A 12,604-nucleotide genomic window follows, 5' to 3' on the forward strand; every position below is an offset into this window, starting at 1 on the left:
TCCCCGCGCGGCACCACACTACGATAAAGCGCGGCGATACGGCGCGCGATGGAGACGGAAATGACAAGAATTGCGCTGAATGGCCTGGGCCGGATGGGAAAGCTGGTCCTGAGATCGTTCTTCGACCTCGGCCTGGACGCGGAGATTGTCCTGCTGAACGACGCCCAGGGCGATCCGGAGCAACATGCGCTGCTGCTCGAATTCGACACGGTCCACGGCCGCTGGAAGGCAGACATCTCCCATGACGACAGCAGCCTTTCGATCAATGGCCAAACCATGCGCCTGACCCGCGAACGGCGGATCGAAGACCTGCCGCTGGCGGATCTTGGCGTTGACGTGGTCGTCGATTGCACCGGGGTCTTCAAGACCGGCGGCAAGGTACAACCATATTTCGATGCCGGCGTGAAGAAGGTCGTTGTCTCCGCGCCGGTGAAGGACGGCGGCGCGGTGAACCTCGTCTACGGCGTGAACCAACAGATCTACCGCCCCGAGGAGCACAAGCTCATCACGGCGGCCAGTTGCACCACAAATTGCCTCGCGCCTGTCGTGAAGGTCATTCACGAGGGAATCGGCATCAAGCACGGCTCGATGACCACGATCCATGACGTGACCAACACGCAGACCATCGTCGACAAGCCGGCCAAGGACATGCGCCGCGCCCGATCGGCGCTCAATTCTCTCATCCCCACCACCACGGGCTCTGCAACGGCCATCACCCTGATCTATCCGGAACTGAAGGGGCGGCTGAACGGCCACGCGGTGCGCGTGCCGCTGCTCAATGCCTCGCTCACGGACTGCGTGTTCGAGGTCGAGCGGGAGACCAGCGTCGAAGAGGTCAACGCGCTCTTCAAAGCCGCCGCCGACGGAGACTTGAAAGGCATCCTCGGCTACGAAACTCGTCCGCTCGTTTCCTGCGACTACCTGAACGACGCGCGTTCCTCGATCATCGACGCGCTGTCGACGATGGTCGTCAATGGCACCCAGGTGAAGATCTACGCCTGGTACGACAACGAATACGGCTACGCCTTCCGGCTGGCCGATGTCACCCGCCTCGTCGTGGACAGCCTCTGATGCAGAACCACAAACAGGGTCTTTCGGCCTATATTGCCGTCACAGCCGCCTATTGGGCTTTCATGCTCACCGACGGCGCGCTCAGGATGCTTGTTCTGCTGCACTTTCACACGCTTGGGTTTTCGCCGATCCAGCTCGCCTATCTGTTCCTGCTCTACGAATTCATGGGCATGGTGACGAACCTCTCGGCGGGGTGGATCGCCGCGCGGTTCGGGCTGACCTCCACGCTCTATGCGGGGCTTGGCATCCAGATATTGGCATTGCTGGCGCTCGCCGGACTCGATCCCGAATGGGCGCTGGTCAGCTCGGTCATCTACGTGATGATCGTTCAGGGGCTGTCCGGCGTCGCCAAGGATCTCGCCAAGATGTCCTCCAAAAGCGCCGTCAAGCTGCTGGCCCCGTCCGAGGGCGACGGACTCTTCCGCTGGGTCGCCTACCTGACCGGCTCCAAGAATGCCGTGAAGGGTTTTGGCTTCCTGCTCGGCACAATCCTGCTCGGGACGGTCGGGTTTACCGGCTCGGTGCTCGCCATGGCCGCCGTTTTGGCCGCAATTCTCGCGGCCATCGTCGCCTTCATGCCGGCCGGTCTGCCGCGCGGCAAGAAGGGAACGAAATTCACCGAGGTCTTCTCCAAGGACCGCAACGTGAACCTGCTCTCGCTGGCGCGCGTCTTCCTCTTCGGGGCGCGGGACGTGTGGTTCGTCGTCGGCATCCCGATCTACTTCTATGCCGTGCTCTCCGACGGGTCGGAGGCCGGCAACCGCATGGCCTTCTTCCAGATCGGCACCTTCATGGCGCTCTGGATCATCGCATACGGCGCGGTGCAGGCCTGGGCGCCGGGACTGCTGAAGGCGAAGGAGAAGACGACCGACCAGATCGTCGCGCTGGCGGTGCAATGGGTCGGCGTTCTGGCCCTGATCCCGGCCGCGCTTGCGCTCTGCGCGCTGGTGGCGGGCAATCCGGCACCTTGGCTCACGATCACGCTGGTGGCGGGGCTGATGGTCTTCGGCTTCGTCTTCGCCATCAACTCCTCGGTCCATTCCTACCTGATCCTCGCCTTCACGCGGCACGACCGGGTGACGATGGACGTGGGCTTCTACTACATGTCGAACGCCGCCGGGCGGTTGATCGGTACGCTGCTCTCGGGCCTCTCCTACCAGATCGGCGGCCTTCCCCTTACCCTCGGCACTGCCGCGCTGATGGCCGGCCTGTCATGGCTCGCTGCCCGCCGGCTTCAGACCACGTCGCCGGCAGAGGTCGCGCCATGACACGCGCCCGAACCGACCTGCCGCGCAAAGGGCGCTCCGCGGGGTTGTCCGCGCCGCCCCAGCCGCGCGCCCGGCGTGTCCGGACGCCACGCCATGCCCGACCCTCCCCCCGGGAGGGCATTTTCTCCGTCGCACGCCGCACCAACGCTTCAATGGTTTGCGGCAACTCGCAGAACACGCCCGTCTCAACGCCCTCCCAGGGTCGGGCATGGCGCGCCGACCCTCCGGTTGCCCAGCATCTCAATGGAGCAACAACATGAGCAGTTTCGAACGCTACCTCACCCTCTGGGTCGCGCTGGCCATGATCGCCGGCCTGATCCTCGGCAACATCGCCCCCGCCCTCGTCAGCTTCGTCGCGGCGGCCGAGGTGGCCTCGGTCAACCTCGTCGTCGCCGTGCTGATCTGGGCCATGGTCTACCCGATGATGGTGGGCGTGGACCTCTCCTCCATTCGCGACGTTGCCAAGGCCCCGCGTGGGTTGGTCATCACGCTCGTGGTGAACTGGCTGATCAAACCCTTCACCATGGCCTTTCTCGCGGTGCTCTTCTTCGAGCACATCTTCGCGCCATGGATCCAGCCGGAGGACGCGTCGCAATACATCGCCGGCCTGATCCTGCTCGGCGCCGCGCCGTGCACGGCGATGGTCTTCGTCTGGTCGAACCTGACAAAGGGCGACCCGAACTACACGCTGGTGCAGGTGACGGTGAACGACCTGATCATGGTTTTTGCCTTTGCGCCCATCGTCGCCTTCCTGCTGGGCGTGACCGACATCGCCGTGCCGTGGGAGACGCTGCTGCTCTCGGTCGTGCTCTATATCGTTCTGCCGCTGGCCGCGGGGATGCTCACCCGCGCGCGCCTCGGCAGTGCCACGGCAATCGCGGCCTTCAAGTCGAAGGTCTCTCCCTATTCCGCCATGGCGCTGGCCGTGACGGTGGTCATCCTCTTTGCGCTGCAAGCCGAAACCATCGTGTCCCGGCCGACCGTGATCCTGCTGATCGCCATCCCGATCGTCATCCAGAGTTATTCGATCTTCGCCGTGGCCTATGCCTCAGCCTGGATCGCGAAGGTCCCCCACCGGATCGCCGCCCCCTGCGCCATGATCGGCACATCGAACTTCTTCGAACTGGCCGTCGCTGTCGCAATCTCGCTCTTCGGGCTCGGCTCGGGCGCGGCATTGGCAACGGTCGTGGGCGTGCTGGTGGAGGTACCGGTGATGCTATCCCTCGTGGCTTTTGCCAACCGGACGCGGGACCGCTTCCCCGGCGACGCACCTGCACGCCGGAAAGCCTGACGCGCGCCGCTTTCAACAGGCGCGCGGCGTCACTCCGTGACCGCCGCCGCCCCGGCCCGCGCATCCCGGCCAAAAGCCTCCACGATCCGCGCAAGCTCCGGATGGCGCAATTGCTGCGCCGCCGCCTCGGGAGGCATCCACCGTCGATCCCGGTGGCGCTCTTCCCAATCGTCCCCCTCCAGAACCTCCGTGACCTCCATTGGAAAGACGGTCACGGTGCAGGTCGCCCCCCATTTCTCCTGCGTGAATTGCCCGACGGGCCGTTCGGAGACGGTCCCCAGCACGCCCGCCTCTTCACGTGCCTCCACGGCGGCGGAGGCCTGCGGCGACAATCCTGGTTCGCAAATCCCCTTCGGCACGACCCAGTGATTTCGCTTGCTCGACGAGATCGTCAACACCTCTAGTTCGCCCGCGCCCCACCGGTACGGGATCACCGCGGACTGGGTGTAGTAATAGGCTGGTCTGTCGCGCCAATCCGACCCGCCCGGACCGGGCCAGGGGAATTTTGCGGGCAGATCCGCAGGCCGAACGATTGTCAGGAGCTGCGCAGACCCGCGCACCAGATCCGACCAATCCTCCGGCATCGAAAGCTGAAATAGCGTGCCGGTCTTTGGCGCACGCGCCTCGTCCGGACGTTCGCGCAGCAGCGCCTTCAGCGTTGCGGCCACGGCGCGTCGATGGCCCACGGCGAGGACGTCTCCCGACGCATCGTCAAATCGCGCGAGTGCCGCCAGCACCGCGTCCGGATCGGAGCGGCCAAGCGCCGGGTCGAGGACCAACCCCCGCGCCCCTGCCCCGCCGGCCTTCATGGTCTTCTGGGCGGTCACGCGTGCCCGCGCCGACGGCGCCGCAATCGCGTATTTCGGCATCTCCCCCCGCCCGGCCAGCCAGGTGCCTATTCGCTGCGCCTGCCGCTTGCCCGCATCGCGGAGCGGCCGCCCCGCCGACCCTGCCGCCGGCTCGGCCTTGCCGTTGCGCATGAGGAACAAGCTGCGTGTCATCTGCCATGCCCTTTCGTGGCTACGCGCGATGCGGCGGTGCGCGACCGGGAAGGCCCGCCCCCTGTGGGGGTGTCACGTCAGCGAAACCAGCGCTTCGCAGACCTGCGGCGGATCGTAGATGTCTCTCTCGCCGCCAGCCCGGAGCGGACGTTGCACGCATTTGAGCCCGTGGCGCCGTTCCAGCTCGCGTGCCGACGCCGCATCATACCCGCTCTTGTCGCAAATCACGAGGTTGAGCAGCCGGTTGGCCGCGCATTCCGCGCCCGCGTCCTGCCGCAGCGCGGTCAGGAGCGCCTCCACGCGGTCGGCGAGATTCATGCCGGGGCATTCCGGGTCCGTTCCCAGGCTTGGCAGGTAAACCTTCGGAACCTCGCGCGCCGCGATGCTACGAGCCACCCCGGCTGGCAGAAGATTCGCGATGACACTGCTGTAGAGGCTGCCCGGCGGGTAGCAGATCAGGTCCGCCTTCTCGATCAGCCGCCGGTTTCGCTTGGGCAGGCGCACCTCCTCCCGTGACAACTCCGTTTCGCCATCCGCCAGAAACAACCGGCTGATCTGCTGCGAAAGCGGCGGCACTTCTTTTCCCGTCAGGTTTCGCTGACCGACCACCACGCGGCCGTCGGTCAATTCCGCGCCGATCTGCAGGTTCGCGTCGACCACCGCCCGCACCGTTCCCTGCACGGCCACCATCTTGGACATCAGGAACAGCACCGGCTCCAGCGCGCGGTCATTCGCGAGGTATCCCCCGGCAAGGATCAGATTGCCGACGCTGGCATTGCGGAGATCGAACCCCTCCGGCATCCCGCGGGCAAAACTCCGAAGCTGCTTGAGGATCAACCGCCGCATCGGCTGCGATATCGCGCGCATGAGCTTGTGGCTGCCGTCGAACAGCGCCTCCGCTTCCGTGCGCAGCGCCTCGGGCGTGCCGTCGGCGGGAAGCCGGTGATGAAACAAGCGGAAGATATCCGGTTGGCCAAGCTCGCTTTCGTCGGCGAGCGCCATCAGCCGGCTGCGCAGATCGCCCACCGCCGGCATATCGAATGCCGCGCGCAACTCCTGAGAGCTGCCGCCACTGTCGAACGGCGTGATCAGATGGGCCGAGTTGTGCGTGTACCCCTTCAAGCAGCGCGAGATCTCGTTGAGCGCACTGCCGCCGGAAAAAAAGATCAATCGCGGCCCGAGGTTCGGCAGGCTGCGGCACCGCGCAACCCGAAGCGGGTCGGGGATTTGGGCGTTGCGCGTTATTGTCAGACCTGACACCTTGTGCTCCTTCGCCGACGCCACGGGCGTTCCCCACCAGTCTCTTGTCTTATAGGCCTCTCCGATGACCGCAATGAACCGTTTTCTGGCGCCGATCCGGCCCACGGTTCGGGCCGTTATCCTCAGCGACGGCCGGCTACTGGTGCAGTTGAAACAAAAACCCGCTGGCACACCCTACCTGACGCTGCCGGGCGGAAAGCAGGAGCCCGGCGAGACGATGGAGGCGAGCCTGCGCCGCGAATGCGCCGAGGAGATCGGCGCCAACGTGCAGGTAGGCCCGTTGTTGCATGTGGCCGAGGTCCACAAGCCCAAGGCCGACGGGATCCGGCATCAGACCGAAATGCTCTTCTCCTGCTCCGTTCCGCCCGGATACGTCCCATGCGTCGGTCCGTTGCCAGACCCATCGCAGATCGACACGATCTGGGCCGATCCGCTCACCCCGCAGGCCCCGTTTCGTCCCGACTTCGCACGCCATATACTGCGCCCGGAGTCGCCGACCTATCTGGGGGTCTTTCATGGGTAGCCTGCCGAGCGCGGTCGAAGAGAACCTGCACTTCCTCACGGCGGAGGTGGACGGGCAGCTGGCATCGCTGCAGTCCTATTTCGACGCGCCGTCCGAAGAGGCCGCGCAGAAAGTGATCCAGCGCGCCGGATACAGCTTCAACCTCCGCTCGCGCGTGGAAAAGGCGTGCCAGCGGGGGCTCGGTCGCAAGAACGCCAGTTCGACGAACCGTCTGACTCTGCAAAGCCTCGATGTGGTGGCACGCAGCCTGGACCAGACAAGCCGACACGCCCGTCGCTGCCTCATTCACTGTCAGGAGGTCCGGCGTCCGGAATTGCTACGCCCGGAAGCCTATCCAAAAACGATCAAGGCCATTCGCGCCGCCGTGCAGGATGTTCCCCGCGCGGTATCCACCCGAGACAGCCGCCGGGCCGTGCGGATCGGTCAGACCAGAGGACGAACCGAAACCCTCTACGATCAGCTTTTCCGGACCTACACGCGCGACATGCGCAAATCCAAGCGGACCGAGGATCTCGCCAATGCCCTGCTCGCCGCCAGCGAGCTGCGCCTGATGGGCGATGCGCTCCAGACCGTGAGCGAGGCGATCCTGTCGGTCAGCATCGGCCAACCGGTGCAGTTCGAGCGGTATTTCACGCTGCGCAGCATCCTTTCGGACGGCGACTCGCTCGGGGAAAAGCTGGAACTGGAGCCGCTTGCCGAGACGCGCTCGGGCAGCGCCATCTCCGGAGTCCACTCGAAGAAAGGCAATGGCGATACGCCTGCGGCCGTCTTCAAGGACGGCGAGGCGCGCAAGGTGCGCGACGAGCGCGCGGGCGTGAAGAGCTGGCACTCGATCTATCCCGGCCTCGCGCCAAAGATCCTGTCATACGAGAAACGCGGCGGGTCGGCGGCGATGCTGATCGAGCATCTGCCCGGCCAAACCTTCGAGCACATCCTGCTGAACGAAAGCGAGGCGCGACTGCAGGCAGCCCAGAAGGCCCTGTCCAAGACCCTGCGCGACATCTGGCGCAGTACGCGCACCGATGAGCCCGCCAAAATGCGATCGATGCAGCAGCTTGCCAGCCGCATGAAGGAGGTGCACCGCGTCCACCCGGATCTTGCCGCCGGCGGGAGCTGCCTGGGCGGTCTGGAGATCGCGGGGTTCGACGACCTGCTTGCGCAGGCGACAGAGCGCGAGGCCGCCCTGCCGGCGCCGTTCTCGGTCTATATCCACGGCGATTTCAACCTCGACAACATCATCTACGACCGTCCCGAGGACAAGATCCGGTTCATCGACCTGCACCGCTCGCGATACATGGACTACGTGCAGGACGTGTCGGTGTTCATGGTCTCGACCTACCGGCTCCAGATCCCGGATATGCCGATCCGCCGCCGGATCACCCGCGTGGCGTGCGATTTTCACGCGATGGCGGCGAAGTTCGCGCGCGGGCAGAAGGACGGGATGTTCGAGTACCGTCTCGCCCTCGGTCTGGCGCGGTCCTTCGCAACATCGACGCGTTTTGTGTTCGACAAGGATCATGCCCGAAGGATGTTCCTGCGCGCCCGCTTCCTGCTGGAACGCACGCTGGAATGCCCGAAAGGGAAGGAAAACCGGCTGAAACTGCCGATCGAGGAGTTGTTCTCGTGAAAAACCTGCGGATCGGGGTGGTGGGCGTCCCCGGCAAATGGTCAACCGAGGCGCTGGCCGACGCCCTTGAGGCGCGCACCGGGTATCGCCGGGTGATCGACATGGCGGCGGTGACCGCGGACCTTGCCAGCGGCGCGTTGTGGCACGAGGGTGCGGATCTCTGCACCCTCGACGGGCTGGTGATCAAGAAGATCTCCGAGATCTACTCGCCACATGCGCTCGACCGACTGGAATTGCTGCGATGGGCCGAAGCGCGCGGCGTCCGCATCTTCAGCCGCCCCGAACGGATCCTGCGGCTGATGGACAGGCTGGCCTGCACGGTGACGCTGGCGTCATCCGGCGTCCCCATGCCCGCCACGCGGATCACCGAGAGCCAGGGCGACGCGCTGACGGCCGTCCGGGACTTCGGCGCCGCCGTCTTCAAACCGCTCTTCTCCACCAAGGCGCGCGGCATGTGCGTCATCGAGGCGAACGATCCCGCAGCCGCGGAAAAGATCGCCGGTTTCGCGGCCGCGAACCCGGTGATGTATATCCAGCAAAAGCGCGAACTGTCCGGCCAGGACCTCGGCATGGTCTTCCTCGGCGGAGACTACCTGTGCGCCTATGCCCGCGTCTCGCACTCCGGGAGCTGGAACACCACGATCAACAGCGGCGGAAAATACGCCGGCTTCGAACCCTCACCGGAACTGATCGCGCTTGCGCGGAACGCACAGGCCCCCTTCGGCCTCGACTTCACCACCGTCGACGTGGCGCTCACCGCCGAGGGGCCCATCGTGTTCGAGGTCTCCGCCTTCGGCGGGTTCCGGGGCGTGCGCGACGGTTGCGGCATGGATGCCGCCGGCCTTCTGGCCGACCATGTTCTCAAGGAGTTACCGGCATGAACACGCCGCATCGAACCGTCGCCGACGTGCTCGCGGCGCTCGACCTTGCGCCACTCAACGCGGTCGCACCGCTCCATCTCGGCGTCGGTCCGGTAAGGCTCGCCATTCGCGCCTCCGATCCGCTACGGGCCGAACTGGAGGCCTATTTCCACGAGGCGCTTGCCGCCCCTGCCCCGACCGCGATCACCATTGACGTTCTGGAAGGCCAGCAACTGGCCCCCGCCCCCGCCTGGGTGGACTGGGCCCGAGAGCCGGGAAAGACCGGGCGCAAGGACGCCTATTGCAATCTCGCGAACGGCCGCCTCGTGCACAAGCTGCGGACCGGCGTCACCTTTCTGCAATCGCCCGACGCGGTCGCCGCCTTTGGCCCCTGCGCGGCCCATCCCAACCAGATCGTGAATTTCGTCAACACGCAGATCCTGAACGCGTGCCTGCGCGACGGTTGGCAGATCTGCCACGCCGCCGCGGTCACCGACGGGGCGCGCACGCTGGCAATCGCCGGCTTCTCGGGGGGCGGCAAATCCACCGCGATCCTGCGCATGATGGAGCTGGCCGGAACGGCTTTTGTCGCCAACGACCGTCTGCTCGTACGGCCCGCCGCGCCCGCTCCCGAGGCCCTCGGCATTCCCAAGCAGCCCCGGATCAACCCCGGCACCATCGTGACGAACGCCCGCCTTCGGCCGATGCTGGCGCCGGAACGGATCGCCGAGCTTGAGGCCATGCCCCCGGAAACCCTCTGGAACCTCGAAGAGAAGCACGACCTTATCGTGCGCGACATCTACGGCCCGGACCGGGTTCGCGTCTCGGCCCCACTCACGGATTTCTGGGTACTGAACTGGCAGCGCGGCAGCGCCGATCCAACGGAAATCCGCCCGGTCACGCTGTCCGAGCGGCCCGACCTGCTCGGCGCGATCATGAAGAGCCCCGGCCCCTTCTACCAGAAGCCCGGCGGCACCTTCCTGCGCGACGACGAACCGCTCGATGCGCCCGCCTATCTCGCGGCGCTCGACGGCGTCCGCGTGAGCGAGGTGACGGGCGGCGTGGATTTCGACGCGCTGCAATCGGCCGGTGCGCGGCTCCTCGCGGCCCGGACGGCGGCATGAGCCCACGCTACGCCGCGCTTGTCCGCCACGGCGCCTACCACCAGCGCGCCGGTGCGCCGAGCGCCCTGCAACCCTTTCCGCTCACGGACGAAGGAGAAGAGCAAGCCCGCGCATGTGGCGACGAACTGGCCGCACATATCGCGCGGGACGGGCTGGACCTCGACCCGGTCGTTCACTGCTCCTGCCAGCTCCGGGCATGGCAGACCGCGACGCTCGCCTGCGAAACGCTTGGCCGGCACGGGCTGCGCATCGCGGAAATCCGCCAGTCACCGGCACTGGCCGAACGCGGCCTGGGGTCCGCGGCAAACCTGACGCTGGCGGAGATCGAAGCAGTGCTCGCCGCGGACCCACGGTTCGCCCCGCCGCCACCGGGATGGAAATCGGACAACTACTATCGTCTGCCGCTACAGGGCGCGGAATCGATGGAAGACGCGGGAAAACGGGTCGCGGCCTATCTGCGCCAGACCATCGGACGCCCATCCCCCAACGAAAATCCCCGGCTGACCCTCTACTTCGGTCATGGCGCCGCCTTCCGCCACGCCGCACACCAGCTTGGCGTGCTCACGCTCGACGCGGTCGCCGACCTCAGCATGTTTCATGCCAGGCCGTTACACCTCTGTTACATGGCAGATGGTACATGGTCCCACTACGGCGGCGACTGGAAGCAGCGTGCGCGCGGAAGGACCGGTCTGGACTGAGGGGAGCATCGTGGGAGAGATCGCACAGACATCTTTCTCCCCCATGTTCGCGGCACTGGCCACCGGCTCCAACCTGCCAATCGCCTGTGAACCATGGCCCACCGATGCCGCGCATTCCGGCGCCGGCGTACAGCCGGTGATTGAAAGCCTGAAATCGACTGGCCGACACGGCGCATGGCACTGGCCGGACCGCCCCCTCGTCTTCGTCTCAGACCCCCATGCAGACGCCGAGAGCTTTCTTCGGTCCCTCTCCGGTGCCGGGGTGATCCAGCGCCACGGCGCGGGCGCGACCGCATTCTCCTTGACAGGCTTCGGGCACGCCTGCCGGATCGTCATTGGTGGCGACTGCCTCGACAAGGGTCCGTCGAACCTCGACATGCTGGACGCGCTTGCCGCGTTGATCGCCACCGGCGCCGACCTTCACCTGATAGCGGGCAACCACGACCTGCGGATGCGCGTGGCCATACAGGCTCTGGGCGGCCCGCGGTCGCCGCTGACCGACCATCTCTTCGTCCGGATGGGGCGCAAGATCGTGCCGCTCCTGCGGGAGGTCTTCGACCGCTACGTCGCGCCCCGGGGGATTTCAGCGCGCATTCCCGACGAGGCTGCCTGCCGCGATCGTATCTTCCCGCCTGAGGATTGGCCGGATCGGTTCCCGGCTCTCGCAGCCGCGCACCTGTCGCGCGAAGCGATTGCGCGGGAAGTATCCCGCCTTGAACGCAAGCGAGAGGCCTTCGACGCGGAGGTCGCGCGCACCGGCCTGTCCATGCGCGACCTGTTCGCCGCCACACGCGTCTGCCACCAGTTGTTCCTGGAACCCGGGGGAGACTATGCCTGGTTCTATCGGGCCATGGAGGTCATTTGCCGGTGCGGTTCGCTGCTGTTCGTTCACGCGGGGCTGGATGATTCCGTCTGCGCCCTGCTGGCGCATGGCGGAACAGAGGAGGTCAATCGCCGTTTCCGAAACGAAGCCGCTCGGGACCCGTTTGCTTTCTATACCGGCGCGGTCGCCAACCTCGCCCGCACCAAGTACCGCACCACTGACCCCCGGTTGACGCACGAAGGTGTGGCCCGGCTACACGCGACCGGTGTAAAGATGGTGGTCCAGGGACATGTCAACAACCACGCCGGCCAACGGCTTCTGGCGAAGCATGGGCTTCTGCATCTGGAAGGCGACATAACTCTGGACCGTGTCTCGCGGCAACGCGAAGGTCTGCACGGTATCGGCGCCGGTGCGACCCTGGTATTTCCCAGCGGAGACATTCTGGGGCTGAGCACGGATTATCCGCGCGCAAAGCACTTCAACCCGGCGCAGCAACCATGGAAGGCCGAGTGACACATGCAAAAGGAAGACGGGAAGTTCCGGCATGAATCCCTTCAGTCCCGCAAGACGGTGAAGTCCTTTCTCGAAGCCGTGACAAAGGGGATCGGGAAGGGGGAACTCACGCTTTCCGACGACGACGGCACTTTCACGCTCGAACCCGACGGCCTGCTGAGCCTGCGCATCCGCGCCGACCGAACCGACGGCAACTGCCGTCTCGATCTGCGCATCACGTGGGCCGAAAGCCCGGAAAAGCCGAAGGACAATCCAGCGCCGAAAGTGAGCTGAGGCGCGATCCAACCGCCAAAAAGGACAAAGTGGTAACCCGTCACCCCGTCCCGGCGATGTCGTCTGGACCACTTGCCTGGGATGTCGATCGTAAGATGTTGATCGCCAGCGATTTCCCGATTTCGAATGCCTGTCTGCGCTTTGGGAAATTCGGGGTCTGGCGTGTGCTATCCCGCGGTGTTTCCCATGGGCACGAGCCATGTTGGCGCTGCCGTTTCGGCACGAGCCGTGAGATATTCTGTGCAGGTGATTTTCATCTGTATTGAGAGTTA

12 protein-coding genes are annotated in these 12,604 nt (G+C 65.6%); 10 read left to right on the forward strand and 2 right to left on the reverse strand.

Translation table 11 applies throughout. The features are described 5' to 3' along the window. Positions 1-60 precede the first annotated feature (60 nt). The 3 genes from ARC39_RS22505 to arsB all read left to right on the forward strand — a co-directional run bounded on the left by ARC39_RS22505 (position 61) and on the right by arsB (position 3,630). Positions 61-1,071 (forward strand): ArsJ-associated glyceraldehyde-3-phosphate dehydrogenase, encoded by a 1,011-nt coding sequence (locus tag ARC39_RS22505; protein ID WP_068118281.1) that lies wholly within the window; start codon positions 61-63, stop codon positions 1,069-1,071. Further along, positions 1,071-2,339, forward strand: a complete 1,269-nt coding sequence (gene arsJ, locus ARC39_RS22510) for an organoarsenical effux MFS transporter ArsJ (protein WP_068118284.1) — start codon at positions 1,071-1,073, stop codon at positions 2,337-2,339. Before ARC39_RS22505 ends, arsJ begins: the two co-directional genes overlap by 1 nt. Before the next feature lie 256 nt (positions 2,340-2,595). Beyond that, positions 2,596-3,630: an ACR3 family arsenite efflux transporter gene (gene arsB, locus ARC39_RS22515; protein WP_068118293.1), complete on the forward strand. Its 1,035-nt coding sequence runs from the start codon at positions 2,596-2,598 to the stop codon at positions 3,628-3,630. Between the two features lie 29 nt (positions 3,631-3,659). Here arsB and ARC39_RS25735 read toward each other — a convergent pair whose 3' ends face one another. Beyond that, the gene (locus tag ARC39_RS25735) at positions 3,660-4,631 is read right to left on the reverse strand and encodes an NUDIX domain-containing protein (protein ID WP_068118296.1); all 972 of its coding nucleotides are present in this window, start codon (positions 4,629-4,631) and stop codon (positions 3,660-3,662) included. A gap of 72 nt (positions 4,632-4,703) precedes the next feature. Further along, a complete protein-coding gene (locus tag ARC39_RS22525) occupies positions 4,704-5,891 on the reverse strand; it encodes a GAK system CofD-like protein (RefSeq protein ID WP_068118345.1) in 1,188 nt (395 codons plus the stop codon). A gap of 73 nt (positions 5,892-5,964) precedes the next feature. On the opposite strand from ARC39_RS22525, the gene ARC39_RS22530 reads away from it, so the two are divergent. Genes ARC39_RS22530 through ARC39_RS22560 form a run of 7 tightly spaced genes read left to right on the forward strand, consistent with a single transcriptional unit; the run spans position 5,965 to position 12,332 of the window. Continuing rightward, positions 5,965-6,414: an NUDIX domain-containing protein gene (locus ARC39_RS22530; RefSeq protein ID WP_236545359.1), complete on the forward strand. Its 450-nt coding sequence runs from the start codon at positions 5,965-5,967 to the stop codon at positions 6,412-6,414. Then, entirely contained in the window at positions 6,407-8,041 is a 1,635-nt protein-coding gene (locus ARC39_RS22535; protein ID WP_068118302.1) for an aminoglycoside phosphotransferase family protein, read from the forward strand. The genes ARC39_RS22530 and ARC39_RS22535 overlap by 8 nt, the downstream gene beginning before the upstream one ends. After that, positions 8,038-8,922, forward strand: coding sequence for a GAK system ATP-grasp enzyme (locus ARC39_RS22540; protein ID WP_068118304.1), 885 nt, complete (start codon positions 8,038-8,040; stop codon positions 8,920-8,922). Before ARC39_RS22535 ends, ARC39_RS22540 begins: the two co-directional genes overlap by 4 nt. Continuing rightward, entirely contained in the window at positions 8,919-10,025 is a 1,107-nt protein-coding gene (locus ARC39_RS22545) for an HprK-related kinase B (RefSeq protein WP_068118309.1), read from the forward strand. The genes ARC39_RS22540 and ARC39_RS22545 overlap by 4 nt, the downstream gene beginning before the upstream one ends. Next, positions 10,022-10,723, forward strand: coding sequence for a histidine phosphatase family protein (locus ARC39_RS22550; protein WP_068118313.1), 702 nt, complete (start codon positions 10,022-10,024; stop codon positions 10,721-10,723). Before ARC39_RS22545 ends, ARC39_RS22550 begins: the two co-directional genes overlap by 4 nt. 10 nt (positions 10,724-10,733) lie before the next feature. Continuing rightward, the gene (locus ARC39_RS22555) at positions 10,734-12,059 is read left to right on the forward strand and encodes a metallophosphoesterase (RefSeq protein ID WP_236545360.1); all 1,326 of its coding nucleotides are present in this window, start codon (positions 10,734-10,736) and stop codon (positions 12,057-12,059) included. A gap of 3 nt (positions 12,060-12,062) precedes the next feature. Continuing rightward, entirely contained in the window at positions 12,063-12,332 is a 270-nt protein-coding gene (locus tag ARC39_RS22560) for an amphi-Trp domain-containing protein (RefSeq protein ID WP_068118319.1), read from the forward strand. Positions 12,333-12,604: the final 272 nt, after the last annotated feature.

The sequence above is a fragment of the Tropicimonas marinistellae genome (assembly GCF_001509585.1).
Lineage (GTDB): Bacteria > Pseudomonadota > Alphaproteobacteria > Rhodobacterales > Rhodobacteraceae > Tropicimonas > Tropicimonas marinistellae.